Source organism: Tunturiibacter lichenicola, assembly GCF_051013355.1.
GTDB classification, from domain to species: Bacteria; Acidobacteriota; Terriglobia; order Terriglobales; family Acidobacteriaceae; genus Edaphobacter; species Edaphobacter lichenicola_F.
In genome coordinates, this window is record NZ_CP132944.1 from 686,200 (window position 1) to 707,813 (window position 21,614).

19 protein-coding genes and 5 tRNA genes are annotated in these 21,614 nt (G+C 58.2%); 5 read left to right on the plus strand and 19 right to left on the minus strand.

Annotated features, from left to right (window positions below):
• Nucleotides 1-152 precede the first annotated feature (152 nt).
• The 5 genes from rpoB to RBB82_RS02930 form a co-directional block, all read right to left on the minus strand.
• Nucleotides 153-4,640 carry a DNA-directed RNA polymerase subunit beta gene (rpoB, locus tag RBB82_RS02910; protein WP_433973626.1) on the minus strand — a complete coding sequence of 1,496 codons (4,488 nt, stop codon included), beginning with the start codon at nucleotides 4,638-4,640 and terminating at the stop codon, nucleotides 153-155.
• Between the two features lie 639 nt (nucleotides 4,641-5,279).
• Nucleotides 5,280-5,654, minus strand: a complete 375-nt coding sequence (rplL, locus tag RBB82_RS02915) for a 50S ribosomal protein L7/L12 (RefSeq protein ID WP_183979100.1) — start codon at nucleotides 5,652-5,654, stop codon at nucleotides 5,280-5,282.
• 138 nt (nucleotides 5,655-5,792) lie between these two features.
• A complete protein-coding gene (rplJ, locus tag RBB82_RS02920) occupies nucleotides 5,793-6,509 on the minus strand; it encodes a 50S ribosomal protein L10 (RefSeq protein ID WP_433973628.1) in 717 nt (238 codons plus the stop codon).
• Nucleotides 6,510-6,580: 71 nt separating this feature from the next.
• Nucleotides 6,581-7,291: a 50S ribosomal protein L1 gene (gene rplA / locus RBB82_RS02925; RefSeq protein WP_260740918.1), complete on the minus strand. Its 711-nt coding sequence runs from the start codon at nucleotides 7,289-7,291 to the stop codon at nucleotides 6,581-6,583.
• 140 nt (nucleotides 7,292-7,431) lie between these two features.
• Complete coding sequence (locus RBB82_RS02930) at nucleotides 7,432-8,028, minus strand: Uma2 family endonuclease (protein WP_433973629.1); 597 nt, start codon at nucleotides 8,026-8,028, stop codon at nucleotides 7,432-7,434.
• Between the two features lie 74 nt (nucleotides 8,029-8,102).
• On the opposite strand from RBB82_RS02930, the gene RBB82_RS02935 reads away from it, so the two are divergent.
• The gene (locus RBB82_RS02935) at nucleotides 8,103-9,200 is read left to right on the plus strand and encodes an SPL family radical SAM protein (protein ID WP_433973630.1); all 1,098 of its coding nucleotides are present in this window, start codon (nucleotides 8,103-8,105) and stop codon (nucleotides 9,198-9,200) included.
• Here RBB82_RS02935 and RBB82_RS02940 read toward each other — a convergent pair.
• From RBB82_RS02940 to RBB82_RS02995, 12 genes are all read right to left on the minus strand, one after another.
• A complete protein-coding gene (locus RBB82_RS02940) occupies nucleotides 9,197-9,460 on the minus strand; it encodes a hypothetical protein (RefSeq protein WP_433973631.1) in 264 nt (87 codons plus the stop codon). The two genes, RBB82_RS02935 and RBB82_RS02940, sit on opposite strands and share 4 nt — an antisense overlap.
• 220 nt (nucleotides 9,461-9,680) lie before the next feature.
• Nucleotides 9,681-10,115, minus strand: a complete 435-nt coding sequence (rplK, locus tag RBB82_RS02945; protein WP_433973632.1) for a 50S ribosomal protein L11 — start codon at nucleotides 10,113-10,115, stop codon at nucleotides 9,681-9,683.
• Nucleotides 10,116-10,217: 102 nt separating this feature from the next.
• Nucleotides 10,218-10,835, minus strand: coding sequence for a transcription termination/antitermination protein NusG (gene nusG, locus RBB82_RS02950; protein ID WP_433973633.1), 618 nt, complete (start codon nucleotides 10,833-10,835; stop codon nucleotides 10,218-10,220).
• Between the two features lie 65 nt (nucleotides 10,836-10,900).
• Complete coding sequence (gene secE / locus RBB82_RS02955) at nucleotides 10,901-11,161, minus strand: preprotein translocase subunit SecE (protein WP_179585117.1); 261 nt, start codon at nucleotides 11,159-11,161, stop codon at nucleotides 10,901-10,903.
• Nucleotides 11,162-11,226: 65 nt separating this feature from the next.
• Nucleotides 11,227-11,302: transfer RNA gene (locus tag RBB82_RS02960), tRNA-Trp, on the minus strand.
• A 47-nt stretch (nucleotides 11,303-11,349) separates the two neighbouring features.
• Nucleotides 11,350-11,499 carry a 50S ribosomal protein L33 gene (gene rpmG / locus RBB82_RS02965; RefSeq protein WP_013579310.1) on the minus strand — a complete coding sequence of 50 codons (150 nt, stop codon included), beginning with the start codon at nucleotides 11,497-11,499 and terminating at the stop codon, nucleotides 11,350-11,352.
• Between the two features lie 280 nt (nucleotides 11,500-11,779).
• Nucleotides 11,780-12,967, minus strand: coding sequence for an elongation factor Tu (tuf, locus tag RBB82_RS02970; protein ID WP_433973634.1), 1,188 nt, complete (start codon nucleotides 12,965-12,967; stop codon nucleotides 11,780-11,782).
• A gap of 83 nt (nucleotides 12,968-13,050) precedes the next feature.
• Entirely contained in the window at nucleotides 13,051-13,368 is a 318-nt protein-coding gene (locus RBB82_RS02975; protein WP_433973635.1) for a hypothetical protein, read from the minus strand.
• 46 nt (nucleotides 13,369-13,414) lie between these two features.
• Nucleotides 13,415-13,489: transfer RNA gene (locus RBB82_RS02980), tRNA-Gly, on the minus strand.
• A gap of 37 nt (nucleotides 13,490-13,526) precedes the next feature.
• Nucleotides 13,527-13,601: transfer RNA gene (locus RBB82_RS02985), tRNA-Thr, on the minus strand.
• A gap of 244 nt (nucleotides 13,602-13,845) precedes the next feature.
• Nucleotides 13,846-13,932: transfer RNA gene (locus RBB82_RS02990), tRNA-Tyr, on the minus strand.
• 177 nt (nucleotides 13,933-14,109) lie between these two features.
• Nucleotides 14,110-14,185 (minus strand) — tRNA-Thr (locus RBB82_RS02995).
• Nucleotides 14,186-14,432: 247 nt separating this feature from the next.
• Between RBB82_RS02995 and RBB82_RS03000 the strand changes: the two genes are divergently transcribed.
• From RBB82_RS03000 to RBB82_RS03010, 3 genes are read left to right on the plus strand one after another with little or no spacing between them, the layout of a single operon-like run.
• Nucleotides 14,433-15,434, plus strand: a complete 1,002-nt coding sequence (locus tag RBB82_RS03000) for a hypothetical protein (protein ID WP_433973636.1) — start codon at nucleotides 14,433-14,435, stop codon at nucleotides 15,432-15,434.
• Nucleotides 15,431-16,165 carry a histidine phosphatase family protein gene (locus tag RBB82_RS03005; RefSeq protein WP_433973637.1) on the plus strand — a complete coding sequence of 245 codons (735 nt, stop codon included), beginning with the start codon at nucleotides 15,431-15,433 and terminating at the stop codon, nucleotides 16,163-16,165. The genes RBB82_RS03000 and RBB82_RS03005 overlap by 4 nt, the downstream gene beginning before the upstream one ends.
• Nucleotides 16,158-17,474, plus strand: a complete 1,317-nt coding sequence (locus RBB82_RS03010; RefSeq protein ID WP_433973638.1) for a PQQ-dependent sugar dehydrogenase — start codon at nucleotides 16,158-16,160, stop codon at nucleotides 17,472-17,474. The genes RBB82_RS03005 and RBB82_RS03010 overlap by 8 nt, the downstream gene beginning before the upstream one ends.
• A gap of 83 nt (nucleotides 17,475-17,557) precedes the next feature.
• On the opposite strand, the gene RBB82_RS03015 is transcribed toward RBB82_RS03010, so the two are convergent.
• Nucleotides 17,558-19,003, minus strand: a complete 1,446-nt coding sequence (locus tag RBB82_RS03015) for an HD-GYP domain-containing protein (RefSeq protein ID WP_433973639.1) — start codon at nucleotides 19,001-19,003, stop codon at nucleotides 17,558-17,560.
• A 273-nt stretch (nucleotides 19,004-19,276) separates the two neighbouring features.
• Nucleotides 19,277-20,299: a M23 family metallopeptidase gene (locus RBB82_RS03020; RefSeq protein ID WP_433973640.1), complete on the minus strand. Its 1,023-nt coding sequence runs from the start codon at nucleotides 20,297-20,299 to the stop codon at nucleotides 19,277-19,279.
• Between the two features lie 231 nt (nucleotides 20,300-20,530).
• Between RBB82_RS03020 and thiL the strand changes: the two genes are divergently transcribed.
• Nucleotides 20,531-21,589 (plus strand): thiamine-phosphate kinase, encoded by a 1,059-nt coding sequence (thiL, locus tag RBB82_RS03025; protein WP_433973641.1) that lies wholly within the window; start codon nucleotides 20,531-20,533, stop codon nucleotides 21,587-21,589.
• The last annotated feature ends 25 nt before the right edge of the window (nucleotides 21,590-21,614 follow it).

Here is a 21,614-nt window from a genome sequence, read left to right on the forward strand (position 1 = left end):
GCTGCTGGTTACTGCTGCTTTACTTCTGCTGGGCGGCGGGTGGTTAGGTCCACTGCCTGCTTCTATTTTTTGCTTCCCCTTGGCCGGCCCTTCGTGAATGTTGAGCGTGAGCCTCATTCAGAAGGACCGTGCCTGGGGTGGAGCGGTATCGACTAATCTGCTGCTGCGATGGACGGCAGTGGCTGCTTCTTCTGGTCGGCCTGTTTGATCAGCTCGACGTCGAGGCAGAGGGACTGCAGTTCGCGGATAAGAACGTTGAACGACTCGGGAACACCCGGCTCGATGGCAGCTTCGCCCTTGACGATGGCTTCGTAGATCTTGGTACGACCGAAGACGTCGTCGGACTTGGCGGTGAGCAGCTCCTGCAGGATGTAGGCGGCGCCGTAAGCTTCAAGGGCCCAGACCTCCATCTCACCGAAGCGCTGTCCGCCGAACTGCGCCTTACCGCCCAGCGGCTGCTGGGTGATGAGCGAGTACGGTCCGATGGAACGAGCGTGGATCTTGTCGTCGACAAGGTGCGACAGCTTGAGCATGTAGATGTAGCCGACGGTGGCGGGCTGCTCGAAGGGTTCTCCGATCATGCCATCGTAGAGCTGCGACTTGCCCGAGCTGGGAAGACCAGCGGACTTGAGGAGCGCCTTGATCTCGGTCTCGCGTGCGCCGTCGAAGACTGCCGTGCCGAACCAGATACCACGCTTCATGCCGGCGGCAACGCGCAGGGTCTGCTCGTCGTCGAGGTCAAGAAGCTGGTTGAGAGCGGCGGTACCGGCGAAGCGCGCCTTGAAGAGCTCGCGGACTTCGTTGGCCGACTGCATGGTTGCGGCGAGCTCGGCGACCTGCTTGCCAAGCTCGTGTGCAGCCCAGCCAAGGTGGGTCTCGAGGATCTGACCGACGTTCATACGCGAAGGCACACCGAGCGGGTTGAGGACGATCTCGACCGGGGTTCCATCGGGGAGGTACGGCATGTCTTCCTCAGGGAGGATTCGTGCGATAACACCCTTGTTACCGTGGCGGCCGGCCATCTTGTCACCGACAGAGAGCTTGCGCTTCATGGCGATGTAGACCTTGACCATCTTGATGACGCCGGGAGCAAGTTCGTCGCCCTTCTGCATCTTGCCGATCTTCTCGTTGGTGATCTTGCGGAGAACATCGATCTGACGTGAGGTCATCTCCTCGATCTCATCGATCTGCTCGTTGACGCGGGGGTCCTTGTCGGCGTAGCGGATGCGCTTGAGGTTACGAGTGCTGATGAGCTCGATGGTGTCGCGGTCGAGGATGTCGCCCTTGTTGAGCAGCTTCTTGTTGGTGCGCTCGTCGTGCAGGTCAGCGAGAACTTCCTTCGCACCGAGAATTGCCTCGAGACGCTTGAGGCGCTCGTCGGTGAGAATACGAATCTCGTCGGCGAGGTTGCGCTCGAGCTTCTCGATCATCTCCTGCTCGATCTGTTTGGCGCGCTCGTCCTTCTCCTGACCCTTGCGGGAGAAGATGCGGACGTCGACGACGGTGCCTTCGATACCCGGAGGGCACGTGAGCGAAGCATCGCGAACATCGCCGGCCTTTTCGCCGAAGATGGCGCGGAGGAGCTTCTCTTCCGGCGTCAGTTGAGTTTCACCCTTCGGCGTTACCTTGCCGACGAGGATGTCGTTGTGACCGATCTTCGCGCCGATGCGGATGATGCCCGAGTCGTCGAGATCGCGGAGTGCGTGCTCGCTGACGTTGGGGATATCGCGCGTGATCTCTTCCGGCCCAAGCTTCGTGTCGCGGGCTTCGATCTCGAACTCCTCGATGTGGATCGAGGTGTAGTAGTCCTCGCGGACCAGCTTCTCCGAGATGAGGATCGCGTCCTCGAAGTTGTAACCACGCCACGGCATGAAGGCGACCAGGACGTTACGGCCGAGGCCGAGTTCGCCCTGCTCGGTGCAAGGACCGTCAGCGATAACCTGGCCCTTGATGACGCGATCACCCTTGCGGACGATCGGCTTCTGGTTGATGCAGGTGTTCTGGTTGGAGCGCTTGAACTTCGTGAGCTGGTAGATGTCCGAACCGACCTCACGCGAGAGCTGCGTGGGGTGATGCTCGCCTTCTACGCGCACGATGATGCGCTCGGAGTCGACCGAGTCGATGATGCCGTTACGCTTGGCCAGAATGACGGCGCCGGAGTCGCGGGCGGTGACGCCCTCCATACCGGTACCGACGAACGGAGCTTCAGCGACGAGCAGAGGAACTGACTGCCGTTGCATGTTGGCGCCCATCAGCGCGCGGTTTGCGTCGTCGTGCTCGAGGAACGGAACGAGACTCGCCGCAACAGATACGAGCTGTTTGGGGGAGACGTCGACGTAGTCCACTTCGGACTTGTTGACGAGGACGAAGTTGCCCTGACGACGGGCGTCGACGACATCCTGCACGATGTTCAACTTCTCATCGAGCTCGATGTTGGCCTGCGCGATGGTGTGGCGATCTTCTTCCCAGGCCGAGAGGTAGAAGCTGAAGGGGGCAAGATCCATGGTGCGCTTCTTATCCTTCTTCAACTGCTCGTTCTGCTTGCGGGCCTCTTCGATCTCGAGGTAGTCGCCCTGACGCAGACCGGACTCGCCGGCGTTGGTGACGGAGACGTAGTCGAGCGCACGGCCTTCCTTCACGCGGCGATACGGCGACTCGATGAAGCCGTACTCGTTGATGCGCGCAAAGCAGGAGAGCGACGAGATAAGACCGATGTTCGGACCTTCCGGCGTCTCAATCGGGCAGATGCGGCCGTAGTGAGTGGGGTGTACGTCGCGGACTTCGAAACCAGCGCGCTCACGCGACAGACCACCAGGCCCAAGGGCGGAGAGGCGGCGCTTGTGCGTGATCTCCGATAGGGGGTTGGTCTGGTCCATGAACTGCGAGAGCTGCGAGGAGCCGAAGAACTCACGAATCGCAGCCATGACTGGCTTGGCGTTGATGAGGTCGTGCGGCATCGCAGTCGACATCTCCTGATAGACCGACATCTTTTCCTTGATGGCGCGCTCCATACGGACGAGGCCGATGCGGAACTGGTTCTCCATCAACTCACCGACGGCGCGGACGCGACGGTTGCCAAGGTGATCGATGTCGTCAACCGTACCGATGCTCTTACGGAGCTTGAGCAGGTAGCGGATGGTGCCGTAGAAGTCCTCGGGGGTCAACGTGCGGTGATCGAGGCCAGAGGGGTCCTGGTTCTCGTACAACTTGATGTTGAACTTGAGACGGCCGACGCGCGAGAAGTCGTACTTGCGCGGATCGAAGAACATGCCTTCGAAGAGCGCAGTTGCGGTGTCGAGGGTCGGTGGGTCGCCTGGACGCAGCTTGCGGTAGATCTCGATGAGAGCTTCCTCGGGCTTGCGTACGGAGTCGCGGCGAAGGGTGTTGGTGATGATGTTGCCCACGTCGTCGCGTTCGGGGAAGAAGACCTCGATGTTGGTGACGCCGGACTGGATGATCTTGTGCAGCTTGTCGGCGGTGAGCTCCTGGTTGGCCTCGTAGAGCAGCTCGCCGGTGGTGAGATCAACTACGTCAGCGGCAGTCATCGCGCCGTCGAACTCGCTGGTCTCAACTTCGATCGAGTCAATCTTGTGGCTGCGCAGACTCTTCAGCGTGTGCGCGGAGATCTTGCGTGTGGCAGGAGCGATCTCTTCACCCTTGACGGTGACGGCATGCGCGGGACGTGTTCCCTGCAGGTTAGAGAGCTGGCCTTCGGGAACGACCTTCCAGTGCAGCTTGCCGTCGGCTACGTTGATGGTGTCGACGGTGTAGAAGGTCTTGAGGATCTCCTCGTCGGTGCGCAGCCCGAGCGCGCGCAGGAAGATGGTGCCGAGAAACTTGCGCTTGCGGTCGATGCGGACGTAGAGGGTGTTCTTCTGGTCGTACTCGAACTCAACCCAGCTGCCGCGGTACGGAATGATCTTGCCGAGGAAGTAGGTGCGGTTGTTCGCCGTTTCGAAGAAGACGCCAGGCGAACGGTGGAGCTGCGAGACGATGACGCGCTCGGTGCCGTTGACGATGAAGGTGCCGTTCTGGCTCATCAGCGGAATGTCGCCGAAGAAGACTTCCTGCTCCTTCATGTCGCGGAGGCTCTTGACGCCGGTCTCGGGGTCCTTGTCGTAGATCTTCAGACGAATGGTGACCTTGAGAGGTGCGGAGTAGGTCATGCCACGCTCTTCGCACTCTGCCTGGTCGTACTTCAGCTGCAGACCGACTGGGTCGCCGCACTTGGTGCAGAAGTCAGGGGTGTTCTTGTTGTAGGTTCCGCAGAAGTTGCAAAGAACGTCGCCTGGGTGGAACGGGTCGGTGATGACCATGTGGCCGCAGTTGGTGCAGGCCGTGCGCAGGTGGTTGAGGCCCTTGAGGTAGCCGCACTTGCACTCCCAGTTGCCGATGGAGAAGTCGACGAACTCGAGCTCTGAGACGTTGCGGAAGTCGGTAATGGGGAAGACGGAGGTAAAGACCGACTGCAGGCCGTTGTCTTCGCGCTCCTGCGGGAGCTTGTCCATCTGCAGGAAGCGCTCATAGCTGCGGCGCTGTACTTCAATTAGGTTAGGAATCTGAATGGATGTGGGGATCTTTGAAAAATCAAGACGGCTACGGATCGCGCGCATTTCGCTGTTGTTGGACTCGCCAGACATGCTCTCTCCTGAAAACTGACCTTCGAGGCCTCCCAAGTGCGTCTGCCGGCATCGTATTTGCTGGCTTCACTCGGTTGGGGAGGGCTTCGGTCACGCCCTCCGGGTTTGGTTCTAATCGCGCAGTGTTGAAGATCTTCGGGCCTTGCTGTCCTCGATGGCAGCGAGCCCCGTGCGCAGAATGTCTTTGCCGTAATGGAACCGCGGCACGGATAAACCTTGAACTTTTACTACCTGCCGGCGTTCGAAGCTGCTATAAAGAACGCGTGCAGCGTACTTCGGCCCCTATAGGAACAGGGAAGCTTGCAAACACGGCAAAGCGCTCGAAGGGACAGCGTGTCCCATGAGCGCAAAGGTCGACTTGTGCACTGTTTCTATATGAGTGGTAGTAATGCCTGCCGCCATTGAGGTTCGCCTACCCCAAAGTTTTGTGCCGCTCGCATGAAGCTTATTGCACTATGCGCGTCCGCCGCTCGAAGCGTATAGTGGCCGGTTCCTTAGCCTGCGATAACAGGATGATCCGGATACAACGAAGTTTTTGGTGTTATGCCACTGTCCGCCAATGAGCACGCCGAGGCGGAACGAATTTTCTCTAACGTCAAGAATATCGCGTTCCGCCCTAACGTGCAAGCTGGCAGTTAACTACTTGATTTCTACGGTCGCAACGCCTTCGAACTTCTTGGCAATGGCAGCTGCGTCATCCTTCGAAATGTTCTCCTTCAAGGGCTTGGGAGCTGCGTCGACCAGATCCTTGGCTTCCTTCAGCCCAAGAGCGGTGACTTCGCGTACAGCCTTGATGGTGTTGATCTTATTCGCGCCGGCATCCTTGAGAATGACGGTGAACTCGGTCTTCTCTTCGACCGGAGCTGCCGCCGCTGCGCCGCCGCCTGCTGCCGGGGCTGCAACTGCTGCTGCTGCCGAAACGCCGAGACGCTCTTCGAGCTTCTTGACCAGAGCCGAAGCCTCGAGGAGGCTGAGGCTAACGATTGAATCTTCCAACTGCTGGATGTCTGCCATGTTATTTCTCCAATTTAGTACTGAACTTTGTGGTGCCTATTGCTTTTCCAAAGCCCGACTGCGCTCTGGTTGCCTATGCCTTTCAGGGTTTCCGTTGCGCCCAGACCAGCGCACCCGGAAAGACCAGGCGAAACTTGATTAGCCTTCGACCGGGTCCGTCGTCGCGGCTTCCCCACCCTGCGATGCGGTGGAGTTCTCTGGCTGCTCGGCTGCTGCAGCTTCAACGGCGTGAGTCTCGGCGACGAGCTGGCCTTCAGCGGCGGGAGCTTCAGCGACTGCGGCTTCTGCCTTCGGGGCTTCAACGGCTGCAGCTGCCGGAGCGGCTGCCCCAGCGAACTTGCCCTTCTCGACGCCCTGGTTGATGACGACGGCGAGATCACGACCAGTCGCATTGATGACCGTAGCCAAACGCTGCGCAGGCGACTGAATGAGGAAGAGAAGCTTCGAGAAGAGCTCTTCCTTGCCCGGCATGGTGGCGAGATCGCTGATCTCACGAACATCGATTACCTTGCCGTCGACGATGCCCAGCTTGAAGGTGAACTCTGCGTTGTCCTTGACCCAGGTCGAAAGAGCCTTGGCAAGGGCAACGGGATCGCCGGAGGTGTAGGCTACGGCTGACACACCCTTGAGACCCTGGAGAGCAGCCTCAATCTTGGTACCTTCGGAGGCCTTTGCGGCCAGCTTGTTCTTGACCACGTGGTAGTTTCCACCGGCAGCGCGAACCGTCTTGCGCAGCTCGAAGTCCTTCGAGGCGGTGAGGCCCTTGAAGGTACCGATGATAGCGGAGGTCGAGTGCTCGAGCTCGGTTGCGAGCTGCTTCACCTTCTCCGTCTTTGATGCTCTGGACAATGCCATGACTGGATCCTCTTCGTTTTCGCTCCCCGCTCCTCGCTTACGCGGCCAGAGGGGGTTGATACTGATTAAAGTTAGGCCTTGCCGGCTGCCTCAGCAGCGGCGTAGTCGAGCTGGATACCAGGGCCCATCGACGAGCTCAGCGTAACGCCCTTGATGTATTTGCCCTTGGCTGCCGACGGCTTAGCTTTGACAACGCTCGTGATGACAGTCATTGCGTTATCGACCAACTTCTGCGGATCGAAAGAGAGCTTGCCGACTGGAACGTGAACCAGCGCAGTCTTGTCGGTGCGGAACTCGATCTTACCGGCCTTGATCTCCTTGATCGCTGCAGCAACGTCGGTGGTGACGGTACCCGTCTTCGGATTCGGCATCAAACCTTTGGGGCCGAGTACCTTGCCGAGACGTCCAACCGAACGCATCATGTCGGGGGTCGCGATGAGAGCATCGAAGGCGGTCCAGCCTTCCTTCTGAATCTTCTCCACCAGCTCCTCGCCACCGAAGAACTCAGCGCCAGCGGCCTCTGCTTCCTTGACGCGGTCACCGGAGGTGATAACAGCAACAATCTTGGACTTACCCAGGCCGTGCGGGAGAACCACTGTGCCGCGAACCATCTGGTCCGCGTGACGGGGATCAACGCCGAGGCGCATCGTCAGATCGACGGTCTCGTCGAACTTCGCATACTTTGCTTTTTGCAGGAGCGGAACCGCGTCCGCCAACAGATAGGGACGTGGCTCAACAAGCGCACGCGCCTTCACCAGATTCTTAGAGAGCTTCCTTGCCATTTTCCCTCGTCTCCCACCCCTCTGGAGTTGATATCTCCGGGCGTGGTTCTCGACTGGCCTCAACTGGACATTGAGGCACTCTTATGAGTATGAAGGGAGACCTTGAAAACGTCAAGAAAAAGGTGGCTGGTTTGTGCTTTTTATTGCCATATCCGAGTCATTGGAAGCTCAAAACCTGCAATAATCCCCGTTCCCTGCGTCGAAGATGGATTGTGTTGCACTTCCGGCTGACAGCCGGGGCGGTATATGAGGACCACTCGGCCGTCCGGATCGATTAACCAAGCGACCTTCGCTCCATTTGCGATCCACCTCTCCATCTTTACCTCAAGTGCATTGAGATCGTCGGTGGGCGAACGTAATTCGATCAGAAAATCGGGGCAAAGTGGCGAAAAGCGATTCTGTTCAGTCTTGGTCAGAGCGTCCCAGCGTCTCGCTTCCACCCATGCTGCATCAGGGCTGCGCATCGAGCCGTCGGGCAGGGTAAAACCGGTGCTTGAGTCGAAGACGTAGCCGCGCCCATCGCCCAGGGCCCAGGTGTCGAGTGCGCTGATAATCGCTGCGTTTCTCATCCCGGTTCGGGTCCCTGCGGGCGACATGACAAGAATCTCCCCATCCACCTCGCGTTCGACACGCGCGATGTCATTCGCAGCACAGAAGCGGATCAGGTCTTCATCGCTCATCGGGGTTTCGGGCCGGAAGCGAAACGGCGGTCGCTTTCCCGCCAGGGCGGAGTTCATACGAGAAAGTCTACTAAATTGGCCCTTGACGGATTCGAAATGCACGCCTACTCTCGTCATCATAAGGCGAACAAATGGCGAAATCAAATGACTCCGACCTCTTTCCTATTTTTCCCTCGACGCCCACAGGAATCGCCCGCTTGGCGGCTCAGGCAAAGCACGCAGACGACGGGCACCTCGTCGAATTCAGGGCGCTCGAGGTGCGCAGCATCCTCAACAAGTCCGTGTCCAAACGACGGCTTTCGATGGCTTACAGCATCAACCCGTATCGCGGATGCGAGTTCGGCTGCAAGTACTGCTATGCGCGCTATACCCACGAGTTCATGGCGCCTAAAGCGTCAACTGAGGCGACGGAAGCGCGCGATGCGATAGGCGCGATCGATATGCGGAATCCCCTTACCTTTGAGCGTCTGATCTTCCTAAAACAGAATGCGGCGTGGCTATTGGAACAGGAGTTGAAAAAGATCGATCCTGTGAATGAGATCGCTTTGGGGACTGCGACCGATCCATACCAGCCGATCGAGCGGCGAACCAGGATTACACGCAGTCTGCTTGAAGTGTTTTCGCGAAAATCCGGCTACCGATTGGGAATCGTAACCAAGTCACGGTTGATCGAACGGGACATCGATCTACTGGTGGAGATTGCAAAACGAAATACGCTCGTGGTGCACGTCACGATTACAACGCCGGATGCAAAGCTGGCGCGCATGCTGGAGCCTCGCGCGCCGAGGCCAGATCTGCGGTTTCAAGCGGTGAAGAGATTGAGGGAGGCAGGCATCGTTGCCGGAGTCTTTGGTTCGCCGCTTTTGCCAGGAATTACCGATACAGAGGAAGCGTTGGATGGCATGGCTCGCCGTGCCGCCGCAGTGGGGGCCAGTTTTTTTGCCGCGCATCCGCTGTTTCTCAAACCATGCTCACGGCCTACCTATTTGAGCTTCATTCATGAGTACTTCCCTGCCCTTGAGGCTGACTATGCCAAGCGCTTCGCGACTGCTGACTTCGCCGGAAGATCCTACAGCGAGCAGCTGAAAAAGATGGTGGATCAGGCGTGTCGGCGATATGGCATCGGGAAGCGCTCAAGCGATGCTTTGCTGACACGTAACGAGGATGATGGAAGAAGAGCGCCGCAGAGTGCAGGCGTCCACGCTGTGCAGCGAAGGCTGTTTGCCTAGAATTTGAGAGGTTTGAACGATGCAAATCTGGTGGAGGATTCGTCCAGCGAGACAAGCGGCACGTAGTCGCACACGGCGGCGTAGCGCTCCCAAAGCTTCAGCACGGCGGGGTTGGTGTGGGCTCGTTCCGTGCCGCCGGCTTCCCACTCGAAGGCCTCCACAACGGTGCCGTCTTTGGCCCAACAGGTTGTGACGGGGTGGTTGGTCGCCAGGCCTTCGGCGCAGAGGAGCGCAACGTGTTCGCGAGTCAGTTGCAGCAAGTCTTCGTATTTACCAGGCTTGGGTTTGTAGCTGCAATGACGATGGTGTGACCTGATTCGGCTTCCATATGCTGTCTCCCTTGTTTACGAGACGAAGCTGCAAGGAAATCGTTGCTCAACGACAAAAAGAGGACGCCTGAAGCCATCGTCGACAGACACGTCGTTGATGGTTCCTTGCGTCCTCTCTCGTAAAAGCAGAGATTAGTGAGTCGAGCCGAAGTTAGGCGACGACTTCGATGCCCATAGAGCGGGCGGTGCCGCGGATGGTCTTCGCTGCAGCCTCGACGGTGGTCGCGTTCATGTCAGGCATCTTCTGAGTGGCGATGGCGATGATCTGCTTCTCGGTCACTTTGCCCTTCTTCTCCTTGTTCGGAGTGCCTGAGCCCTTCTCGATGCCGGCAGCCTTGAGCAGGAGCACCGGAGCCGGAGGGGTCTTGGTGATGAAGCTGAAGGTGCGGTCCGCGTAGACGCTGATAACGACGGGAATAGTAAGCCCCGCCAGGTCAGGAGCCTTGGTGCGGTCGTTGAACTGCTTGCAGAACTCCATGATGTTGACCTGAGCCTGGCCGAGCGCGGGGCCGACCGGAGGTGCAGGGGTGGCCTTGCCGGCCATGATCTGAAGCTTGACGTATCCAGTAATCTTCTTCGGTGCCATTGCAGTAAATCCTCTTTACGCTTCCAGCGGCGGGCGTTGCTGAGATCGAAACGCCTGCTGCTTAATGTTGTTGCTAAACTCTTGCTCCCACTCGGGGAGGAACTACTCGTCTACGATCTTGTCTACCTTGGAGAATTCGATCTCGACCGGGGTGGAGCGGCCGAAGATGCTGACCATCACCTTGAGGGTGTGCTTGTCCTCGTTGATGTCGTCAACCGCGCCGGTGAAGTTGGCAAATGGGCCCTCGTTGATGCGGACCTGCTCGCCCTTGTCGAACTTGACCTTTAGGGTCGGCTTGTTGGCCGAGGTCTCGGAGCGGAAGAGGATGGAGCTGACTTCCTGCTCGGAAAGAGCCACAGGATTATCACCGGTTCCAAGAAATCCGGTGACGCGCGGCGTGTTCTTGATGACGTGCCACAGGTCGTTATCGAGATCCATCTCGACGAGAACGTAGCCAGGCAGGAAGACGCGCTCGATGGTGTACTTCTTGCCGTTGCGCAGCTCGGTGACCGGCTCGGTCGGAATCATGATGCGGCCGATGCGGTTCTGCAGGCCAAAGGCCGTGATGCGGCTCTCGAGGGACTCGCGCACCTTGCGCTCGAAGCCCGAGTAAGCGTGGATGATGTACCACTTGAAGTTCTCATTGACCGGAGGCGCGAGCTGTTCAGTGGAATCTCCCTGAAGATTCTGCTCTACCGGATTTTGCTCTTCTGCCGCCATCGTTATGCCTTCTTCACGCATCGTTTGCTTCTCTCTGCTGCTTCTACTTGGAAGTACCAAATCTCTTAGTGCTGGGTCAGGCGATGCAGCAATGCTTCGATCGCCCGGCCGATGATGTTGTCCACCAGCCAGAAGTACGCGGCGAAAATGAAGACGGTCACAAGAACGACGATCGTGGTCGACTGGACCTCAGCACGCGAAGGGGAGATCACCTTGCGCATCTCGCTGCGAACGTCCTTAAGGAACTCGCCGAGACGTGCTGGCTGCGACTTCAACTGCTGCAATCCGGTGCTGGGCTGTTCGGTTACCGCTATTGTCTTGGCCATAGTACTGCCTCAATCTTCGTGGTGCTTCTGTGATGTGATTCCCGGACTTGAGGGACCGGGCAAACTGGCGGGGGAGCTCGGATTCGAACCGAGAAGTTCGGTTTTGGAGACCGACAGTTTAACCGTTGAGCTTACTCCCCCAGTTGTGGGAGTGAGACGTTTGCCTCACTCCAGAATCCGGCTGGAGACTACTTCGTTTCCTTGTGGTCCGTGTGCTTGCGGCAGGTATTGCAGAACTTCGAGAACTCCAGACGGCCAGTGGTCGTCTTCTTGTTCTTCGTGGTTGAGTAGTTCCTGTTTTTGCACTCCGGGCACTGCAGAGTAATGATCTCGCGCATAGTAAATCTCCTTCTAACGTGGCCAGCCACTTCGGCTGGCAAGCAGCGTATTAACACGCCGCGACACAGGGTAATGGCCCCTGCAACCAAATCCTGATTGTAAGACGGAAGAAAAGCGGTCAGGCCACGCTCGTCCTCATAAATTATCTCTTAAAATAGTGTTTCAGGAAAGCCATCGCTCCGGGCCATCGAAAACGGCCGTCGCAAAGTAAAAAATGAAACAATGAATCAGTAAGAAAACAGGCGGCAGGATTCTTCCTGCCGCCTGTTTTTTGAATATTTACTTGATGATCTCGCTGATGGTTCCTGCGCCGACGGTGCGTCCGCCTTCGCGGATGGCGAAACGGAGACCCTTCTCCATCGCGACTGGGGTGTGCAGCGTGATCTCAAGCTGGATGTTGTCGCCGGGCATGCACATCTCGGTGCCTGCAGGAAGCTTCGCCGATCCGGTTACGTCCGTGGTGCGGAAGTAGAACTGAGGACGGTAGCCGTTGAAGAACGGAGTGTGACGTCCGCCTTCTTCCTTCGAGAGCACGTAGACCTCGCCCTTGAAATCGGTGTGGGGCTTGATCGAACCAGGCTTGGCCAACACCATGCCACGCTCCACATCTTCCTTCGCGATACCGCGCAGAAGAAGACCGGCGTTGTCGCCCGCCAAACCCTCGTCCAGCTGCTTCTTGAACATCTCTACACCGGTGCAGACCGTCTTGCGGGTCTCGCGGAAGCCGACGATCTCGCAGTCCTCGCCAACCTTCACTTTGCCGCGCTCAATACGGCCCGTGACCACGGTGCCGCGGCCGGAGATCGAGAAGATGTCTTCGATCGGCATCAGGAACGGCAGGTCCACCGCACGCTCAGGCTGCGGAATGTACTTGTCCACCGCTGCCATCAGTTCGTCGATCTTTGCCTCCCACTGGGCTTCGCCGTTGAGCGCGCCCAGTGCCGAGCCGCGGATGATCGGGGTGTCGTCGCCAGGGTAGTCGTACTTCGACAACAGCTCGCGAACCTCCATCTCGACCAGTTCGATCAGTTCTTCGTCCTCGACCGCATCGCACTTGTTCAGGAACACCACGATGAACGGCACGCCAACCTGACGGGCGAGCAGAACGTGCTCCTTGGTCTGGGGCATCGGGCCGTCGGTCGCTGCAACCACCAGGATCGCGCCGTCCATCTGCGCGGCACCGGTGATCATGTTCTTGATGTAGTCCGCGTGGCCCGGGCAGTCGACGTGCGCATAGTGACGGTTCGGCGTCTCATACTCCACGTGCGAGGTCGCAATCGTGATACCGCGCTCGCGCTCCTCGGGTGCGTTGTCGATCGTGTCGAACGAACGGAACGTGTTCTTCGGGTTGTGCTTGGACAACACCTTCGTGATCGCCGCCGTCAGCGTCGTCTTGCCATGATCGATGTGCCCGATCGTCCCGATGTTTACGTGCGGCTTTGACCGGTCAAACTTTTCCTTGCCCATGACTGCTCGTCTCCTCGTGTTGGCCGGCGCGTGCACCGGGGTTCAGGTGAATACTTCAAATGAAAACTAAACTTGGTGGTATTTCAGTAGTACGCGTACAGCTTGAAGAACTTCTCTCGCAGCTCCGGTGCGACCTGCTCCAGGCTGGCGAGATACAGTTCACGAATCTGGCCCTGATCGGAGTTGCCCAGCTTGCCATACTCTGCTGCCGTGGCTGCACCCAGATTGCCGTTGCCCAGAACCGTCTCAAACTCGCGAATACGCAGCTTCGAACGCTCCAGTGACTTCAAAAAATCCGCTACACGACCTGACGAGAAAGAAGTCTCGACTGCTACCTTCACCGCGTTGAAGGTCTCTGGGTCGGAGATGGTAAGTACGGGTTGCTGATACAGACTGCTCAACACACTCTCCTGCGATCACAACAGCCTGACCGCGTCTACAAAACTTTGGAGCGGGAGACGGGAATCGGACCCGCGACCAACAGCTTGGAAGGCTGTGACTCTACCACTGAGTTACTCCCGCTTACCTGCAGGGACCGAGCCCTTTGCTTCAAAAAATCTGGAGCTGACGGAGAGGCTTGAACTCTCGACCTCTCCCTTACCAAGGGAGTGCTCTACCACTGAGCTACGCCAGCTTATAAAACTAACCTTACGATCTTACCTCGAACGCAACCGTCCGAGTATGACACGGAAGGCAAAAAAACCTAACAGGATCCAAGTCAACTGTTGAAACTTGCCTGGCTCCATTGTCTGCCAGGCTACCAGCGCCAACAACCCCAGAACGACCAGCGCAATCCACATCCTGCCGCTGCCTGCCGGGCTTAGATCCACAACACTCACCAACTCCTGCAACTACGACTGCCAGTACTGCAAAACTAATGGTGCACAGGGGAGGATTCGAACCTCCGTAACTCGAAGAGTGGCAGATTTACAGTCTGCTGCCATTAACCACTCGGCCACCTGTGCACATCCTGCTTGAACTCCAGCGCGCAGCCCTCATCTCAATCGTTCAAGCCCACACTACGATTCTAAACCGCGAATCGGGCGGATAATTACCCTTGAAGGAAGGACCAGGAGGCCTGCGAAGCCAGAACGGCAAGCAGTACAACCAAAACCATCTTTCTTTTCCTGCTGCCTGGAAACTGGAGCTGGCGAAGGGACTTGAACCCCCGACCCTCTGATTACAAATCAGATGCTCTACCAGCTGAGCTACGCCAGCCCAAACAACAATTTGCCCTCTGTAAGCTCAGCTGCTCGACGCGCAGCAGTGCCCGCGCAGAGTGCGCCGCAGACGTAACTTTAGCATAGCAGGAATGTGGGATCAATGGCGCGACTTCAGAGTCCTGTTGATAACACCTTGAGACGAGGCGCTCGCTCAAGATGGTCTATGCTAATTGCGTGAGGCGCTGCAGTAAGTGACTTCTCTCTGACCATGCTGACACATTGCCTGACCGGCCACGTCCTCGATGCATAAGCGCACCCGCTACTCCCTGCTGTTGATGCTGGCGCTGATGGCTGCGCTCATCGTTGCTCTCGTACTAAGAAAAGCTGCCCCTCCAGAGGTCGCTCGGCTGCTTCCGGAGTCCGACGCAATCGTCTACGCCAATCTGAAGCCGCTGCGCGCCGCGACCCACTTCGACCGCTCCCCAATCGACCGCAGCCCGGAGTATCAACAGTTCATCGACGCCACCGGGATTGTGCCAGAGCGCGACCTGGACGCCGCCGCCTTTGCACTTCACCGCATGGACAACCCTAACGGCCCTAACGGTCCCGTCGGCTACTCAGAGGTATTCGAGGGCCGCTTCGACGGAGAACGTCTCTCGCGCTACCTCACGACCATCGCCACGGCAAAGGAGACCTACGCCGACCACGATATCTTCACCATTCGAGTCGGTGACGCAAAGGCAGCGCGACCTTTGCGCATCGCGCAGCTCGGCTATGACACCATCGCCGCTTCGAATATGCCGACCGTCGAGCAGATTCACTCCATCCTCGACCGGCATCGCGCTGCAGCGTCGCCGTTTTCGGGCTCGTCTTTGCTATCGGCGCGATACCGTGATGTGCCTGCTTTTTCGAGCGCCTGGGCCATCGGCCACATCGGTCTTCCCTTCTCTGACCGTGGCTACATCAGCATCTTCGGCCTCCAACTCCCGTTGTCGGAGGACACCACCTTCGTCGCAAGCCTGCGCTACCTCGGCACACTGCGCCTTCGCATCGAGCAGTTCACTCCCAACGACGCCGATGCAGCCCACGCAACCGAAACTCTTACCTCGCTGCTGAGCCTTATGAAATCCGTTCAGCATACCCAGGCGCAGATGCAGCCTCACCCCGCGACAGACGCAGCCTTTCGCGAGTTGACCGACTCAACCAAAATCGAACAGCATAAAGATCGTGCAGTTCTAACGGCAGACATCCCCCTCGCACTCGTCAAGGAACTGGCAACACCCGCTACCAGCCCACAACCATGACCGATTCCGACTCGCCGCAAATCGCTCCCCAGACCGCTTCTCAGCCCACTCACCAAACCGACAGTTCGCCGATTACCCGAGTTCTCCTGGTTCGCCACGGCCAGAGCCTCGCGAATGCAGGCGGCATACCAGCCGACCACATCACCAATCCACTGACAGAGCTCGGCCATGAACAGGCCAAGTCGTTCGCCGAAAGCTTCCCTTCAGAGCCGACCCTGTTCCTCGTCTCGCCGTTTGTGCGGGCTCGCCAGACCTCCGTGCCGCTTGTGCGGCGCTTTCCCGCCATCCCGGTTGAGGAGTGGCCAATCCACGAGTTCCACTATCTAGCACCAGAGCGCCACAACGGCACCAGCGAAGAACAGCAGGTGCCGCATATGGACACCTATTGGCAGCGGGGTGATCCGACCTATTTCGATGGCTCAGGAGCAGAATCCTTCACCGCCTTTATGGGCCGCACCCGGGATGCGATGAAGCGCCTGGCCCGTCTAAACACTGGTGGCTGCATTGTTATGTTCACGCATGGCTTTGTTATGCAGGCGTTTAGGCTTCTTTCGCTCTTTCCCGCCGCGACGGATCACCAGCTGATGTCAAACTTTCGCCGCTTCCATTTCGTCAACTTCATAGACAACACCGCTTCAATTGAGTTTGAGGTAGTCAATGGCCGTCTTCGAATGGTCGGACAGCAGCATCTAAACGATTTCATGCTTCAAGGAGAAACGTCCCATGCATAGGATCACTCCCTCCACTCTTCGAGTCCTGACTTTGGCATCCATGGTGTCCGTACTGCCTGTCTCTCTCTTTGCGCAATCGGGCAACGTCATCACCGGTCAGGCTGCCTTCACCGACTACACCCAGGAGCATCCCGGCGTCATTCGCAAGATCACCCTGGCCGATCTTCCCGAACCAAAGGAGGGCGAGTCGGTCGACAATGGACCCAGCGTAGTTCCGCGGCCAGAGGGAGCATGGCCAGTCGCGCCCGCGGGCTTCAAGGTCGAGATATACGCGCAGGGCTTCAAAGAACCGCGCCTAATGCGTACCGCACCCAATGGCGATATCTTCCTCGCTGACTCGCACGGCGACAAGATTATCGTCTTACGCGGCGTAGGCCCCGACGGCAAAGCCCAGACCATCTCTACCTTTGCAGACGGTCTAAATCTTCCCTTTGGCATCGCCTTCTACCCCAGCGGACCAGACCCAAAGTGGATCTACGTCGGCAACACCGACTCCGTCGTTCGTTTCCCGTACAAATCGGATGATCTCGTCGCCACTGGCAAACCGGAAAAGATCGTGCCCGAACTGCCCGGCTTCGCCCAGCTCCGTGGCGGCGGTCACTGGACCCGTGACATCGTCTTCACACCCGATGCGAAGATGCTGGTCTCAGTCGGCTCTGCCTCCAACGCTGATGATCCCGACACCCACCCTAACGAATTTCATCGCGCCGATGTGCTCGAATTCAACCCCGAGGGCAAGTTCCTGAAGGTTTACGCGAGCGGTATACGCAACTGCGTCGGCGAGGCCATCAACCCGACTACCGGCCAACTGTGGTGCTCCACCAACGAGCGTGATCGCCTGGGCGACAATCTGGTCCCGGACTACATCACCAGCGTCAAGGAAGACGGCTTCTACGGCTGGCCCTGGTACTACATGGGCGGCCATCAGGATCCGCGTCTGATGGGCACCCATCCGGAGCTCAAGGCGAAGGTTATTACTCCGGACGTGATCCTGCAGCCGCACTTCGCGTCGCTTGAGCTGGCGTTCTATACCGGCAAGCAGTTCCCTTCCTCCTATGACGGTGACGGCTTTGCGGCGGAACACGGCTCGTGGAACCGCGCTCACCGCTCCGGCTACGAGGTCATACGCGTCCCCATGCGCGATGGGCACGCAACCGGTGAGTACGAGGACTTCCTCACTGGTTTTGTGACCTCGGATGGTAAGGTGTGGGGCCGGCCGGTCGGTGTGACTGTGGCCAAAGACGGCTCACTCTTCGTGACCGACGATGGATCAAAGACCGTCTGGCATGTCAGCTATACCGGAAAATAAATGCGTGAGCGAATCAACGACGAAAGGAGCGGCCGATAGTCTGGGCCGCCCCTCTCTTTTTCAAAACCATCTGAGCTGTTGTGTCAGATAGCTGATTCGAAGGCGTACGCCAGTGGAGAGCCGGCAAGGTGCGCTGCAGGCACAGGAACAAGATTGCGGTTCCCGGATACCGTGTAGATCAACGCATCAAGACAGTCCCCGTCGAGCTGGTACGGCGCAAGGTTCGCCATGATTCCGAGGGTCTCGTCGATCCGGAGGCCGGGGCGGTATGGGCGATCTTCCGACAGCGCTCCGTACACATCAGCAACGGCGATAATGCGCGACTCGATCGAGAGATCCCGCGCTCTGAGGCGATCGGGGTAACCCGAGCCATCCAGCTTCTCATGATGCTCACCTGCGATCACGGCCATCTCGCGGAAGGGGGCGACGCGCTCCAGAATGAGCCGAGTGATGCGGGGATGCCGGTAGACCGACTTCCACTCCTCAGCAGTCAACTCGCTCCTCTTATCGAGAATCGCGTTGGAGACTCCAAGCTTACCGATGTCATGCAGAAGCGCCGCACGGCGAACTGTCTGCACGCGGTCCACCGATAGACCCATCTCCTGCGCGATAGCGAACGCCGCGTCTGCGACTCCCTGGGAGTGGCGATAGGTGAAGTGAGACTTCGCATCGACGACGTCGGCGAAGGCTTCGCAGATCTGATCGATCTGGCTTGGCTGCAGATGATGCCTGCTACCCGAATCGAGATCCAACACAGCCTTACGCGTATCCTCCTCGGCGTCGTTCGCAGAGCAGTTGGTCCACAGTGCGCCGCGATGATGCAACGAGAGAACCATGCGTACAAGCTCAGGGTCGAACCAGCTACCGCTGCGCTCGATGAGTGTGTCAATGGCGCTCAGTGCACCGCGCTCTGAGGAGAAGACATCCAGATGCTGTGCGACGGCACAGATGCGAGCCGCCAGCGGAATTTGCTCTCCCTTCAAACTGTCTGGATAGCCGCTACCGTCCCAATGCTCGTCCAGGCTACGAACAGCATCTGCAGCGACGGGACCCATGCCGAGTTTGCTGAGGATGCCGGCGCCTCTGTCGCAGCGCAGGCTGATCATCTCCCTGTTATCGCTCTGCCGCGTAGCCCCCATGCGAAGAATTCTGGCAAACTTGGCCGCAGGACTGGAGTTCGGAAGAACATTCTTCCAGAGCATCTTGAACTTGTGGGGCTTGGTCCAGTCTTCAAACCTCGCGACTGCCTTGATGGCGCGATCATCTCCGCCGGCGATCTGGCACATGCGACTGGCATTGCTGCTGCAGCCGATATCTTTGAGCAGAAGCGCAAAGTAGAGACCGCTGGTCTGTTCTGCTGGAAGCTTTGCCTCCTCGGCGATGCGCATCCCTAACAGGCAGCTTCGCAGAGCGTGGCCGTGAACAACGCCTTCGGTCAGGTCTAACGCATACGAGAGCGCCGAGATGATCTCTGAAAGCGAAATGGAGTCGTCGGATTGTTGCGCGTTTCGAAATGAGGCAGAAGTCATGCGAAAGCTCGTCCCCGTGGGCAGACTGGATTATCTATCCAGCCTGAACAACAACCTGCAGCGTCTGCAATGTTCCACGGTGACTATATCGACGGCATTGGTAGATGAATATGACTCGAAAGGTGCACCGTAGTAACGAAAGATCCAACTCGTGACCCACAATGGGAAACTGAATTGCACTCGCGATATCGTTCGCCATATCGGTCGCTGGTGGCAAAAAAAACAGCAGGACTGAGGTGCCGTCAGTCCTACTGTTCTGTCTTTCTAAGAGATCTACTGTCCCTTGGCGACCACTTCGGTACCCAGATCCGCCAGCGTCGTCCGCAGGTACTTGTGCGGATTGACTGGGGTGTTTCGGATTCGGACCTCATAGTGCAGATGTGAGCCCGTGGTGCGGCCGCTGTGGCCAACGTAACCGATCACCTGGCCCCGAACCACCGTCTGCCCCGCAATACAAGCGAAACCGGACATATGGCCATACACCGTCTCAACACCGTTGCCATGGTCGATGACGACCTCGCGGCCATACCCATTGGACAGCTCGGCCAGCTTGACGGTGCCGTCACCTGTGGCACGGATTGGAACTCCGTTCGGCGCGGAGATGTCGATCCCCGTGTGGAACTCGCCCTCACCATTGCCAAGAATCGGGTCTTCGCGCTGGCCAAAGCTACTCGTGATAGGTCCCATAATGGGCCAGAGAGTAGGAACGAACGAGGCATCGAGCGCAGTGGCACCCGATCCGAAGAGATCGGACGAACTGGAGCGCGAAGTCCCGAGGCTTGAGATAGAACGGCTCAACGCACCACTCATCGCCGTGTTACGTAGCGCGTAGAACGTGTCGACCGACTTGTAGTAGCCATCATCGGAGGCGTCAGTTGCTCCAGCCAGTGGCGTAGATGCAATCGAATCAGCAACGCCCGCCGACTTTGAGCGGCGCTTATCGGTGAGTTTTCCCATGGGCGTGGCCAGCTTGCTCGCCGTCAGACCGTACAGAGCTGACACCTCGCTCGCGAGTGATCCCAAGGAGGCGGCTTCAATGTCTTTTTCGTGTACTGCCGTCTCGAGGTGCGCGTAGTCTTTCTGAAGCGAGTTATGATCCTGACGCAACTGGTTGAAACGGGCGGTCTTGATCAACATCCGCGAGTACGACCCGGCGAGGCCGGTGATGGTAAACATGCCGATCACAGCAGCGGCCACGAACAGGTACGCATAGTGCAGAGGTACCGGAACCTTACTCAGGTTGCCCTCTTCGTCCCGGCTGACGAGCATGATGTAATGGCGTTTTTTAAGCTTCACTCAGAAACCTTGGCCCAGATTTGTCCGCGAAGCGTACCGCGGCTCTGAGAGGTTTGCAGTGAGGAATTATCCAAGGCAAATCGCGTTCGCCAATCGTCATTCCGTATCGCAATTCTCTCTTGAGCTTCCTCTTTGAGGGTACCAAACCGGTTACCTCCACGCAACCACACAAAAGCCACATAACTACCACGAAAGTGCCACATTCTGCAGACCATTTATGCTGCCTTCAGGATGAAAAAGCCGTCACCAGCGAGGAGTGAGCTAGGCCTGATCGAACAGATCCGCCGTAACTTCACCCAGGAAAATAAGACAGTTACACTTGGCATCGGCGACGATTGCGCGATCCTGCGTCCTCCCTCTGGCTGCGAAGTGGTTGTCACCACAGACTTTACGCTCGAAGGGCGTCACTTCCGACGCGACCGGCACCCACCAGAGTCGGTTGGCCACCGTTGCCTCGCCCGTGGCCTGAGCGACCTCGCAGCGATGGGCGCAACCCCCATGGCCGCTTTCTTGTCTCTGGCTTTGCCCCCGACAATGCTGACCGAAGCCTCAGGTCGCGAATGGACCGAAAGATTCTTCGACGGGTTGCGTGCTTTGAGTGAGCTTCATGGTGTGCCGCTCGCCGGTGGAGACACAGCGGAATCACCAGGTGGCAAAGCCGGTCTGGTGCTCGCGGACATCGTGCTGATCGGATCCACGCCCAAGGGACAGGCGCTGAGACGGTCCGGAGCATCTGCCGGCGATGCGCTATATGTAACTGGGCAACTTGGCGGAGCGGCGGCTGAGTTGTCGACGCTGCTCAAACGAACTGGACGTGTCGTCAACGTAAAGACAACAGAGGGTCACCCTCAGCTCTTCCCGGAGCCGCGTCTGGACGTAGGCGAGGCTCTGCTGCGGCGCGGACTGGCAACAGCATGTATCGACATCAGCGATGGCCTGTCGACCGACCTTGCCCACCTCTGCCAAGCCTCCGCCCTATGCGCTGAGATCGAGCAGGCAGCACTGCCGATCCATCCACTCGCACTTAAGCTCGGTGCAGAATCTTCCCTCAATGCCGCCTTGAATGGCGGAGAGGACTACGAACTGCTCTTTGCTGCACCGACTTCGCTAAAACTGCCATCTTCGCTCGCTGGAGTTCCAATCACGCGGATCGGCACTCTTATGCCTCGCCGAAGCGGACGGCCAACGATGTCACTTCTCACAAACGATGGCAGCCGTAAAGAACTGAAGCCGGGCGGGTGGGAGCACTTCTCTCAAGCCGCGACAAAGGCTAAGAAGAGATCGCGCTAAGCCTGCTACCATCAATCGCTCAGAA

Excerpts from the sequence above, each read along its gene's own strand:
- rpoB (WP_433973626.1), bottom strand. The coding sequence starts at position 4,640 with ATGTCTGGCGAGTCCAACAACAGCGAAATGCGCGCGATCCGTAGCCGT.
- rplL (WP_183979100.1), bottom strand. The coding sequence starts at position 5,654 with ATGGCAGACATCCAGCAGTTGGAAGATTCAATCGTTAGCCTCAGCCTC.
- rplJ (WP_433973628.1), bottom strand. The coding sequence starts at position 6,509 with ATGGCATTGTCCAGAGCATCAAAGACGGAGAAGGTGAAGCAGCTCGCA.
- rplA (WP_260740918.1), bottom strand. The coding sequence starts at position 7,291 with ATGGCAAGGAAGCTCTCTAAGAATCTGGTGAAGGCGCGTGCGCTTGTT.
- RBB82_RS02930 (WP_433973629.1), bottom strand. The coding sequence starts at position 8,028 with ATGAACTCCGCCCTGGCGGGAAAGCGACCGCCGTTTCGCTTCCGGCCC.
- RBB82_RS02935 (WP_433973630.1), top strand. The coding sequence starts at position 8,103 with ATGGCGAAATCAAATGACTCCGACCTCTTTCCTATTTTTCCCTCGACG.
- rplK (WP_433973632.1), bottom strand. The coding sequence starts at position 10,115 with ATGGCACCGAAGAAGATTACTGGATACGTCAAGCTTCAGATCATGGCC.
- nusG (WP_433973633.1), bottom strand. The coding sequence starts at position 10,835 with ATGGCGGCAGAAGAGCAAAATCCGGTAGAGCAGAATCTTCAGGGAGAT.
- secE (WP_179585117.1), bottom strand. The coding sequence starts at position 11,161 with ATGGCCAAGACAATAGCGGTAACCGAACAGCCCAGCACCGGATTGCAG.
- rpmG (WP_013579310.1), bottom strand. The coding sequence starts at position 11,499 with ATGCGCGAGATCATTACTCTGCAGTGCCCGGAGTGCAAAAACAGGAAC.
- tuf (WP_433973634.1), bottom strand. The coding sequence starts at position 12,967 with ATGGGCAAGGAAAAGTTTGACCGGTCAAAGCCGCACGTAAACATCGGG.
- RBB82_RS03000 (WP_433973636.1), top strand. The coding sequence starts at position 14,433 with ATGCATAAGCGCACCCGCTACTCCCTGCTGTTGATGCTGGCGCTGATG.
- RBB82_RS03005 (WP_433973637.1), top strand. The coding sequence starts at position 15,431 with ATGACCGATTCCGACTCGCCGCAAATCGCTCCCCAGACCGCTTCTCAG.
- RBB82_RS03010 (WP_433973638.1), top strand. The coding sequence starts at position 16,158 with ATGCATAGGATCACTCCCTCCACTCTTCGAGTCCTGACTTTGGCATCC.
- RBB82_RS03015 (WP_433973639.1), bottom strand. The coding sequence starts at position 19,003 with ATGACTTCTGCCTCATTTCGAAACGCGCAACAATCCGACGACTCCATT.
- thiL (WP_433973641.1), top strand. The coding sequence starts at position 20,531 with ATGAAAAAGCCGTCACCAGCGAGGAGTGAGCTAGGCCTGATCGAACAG.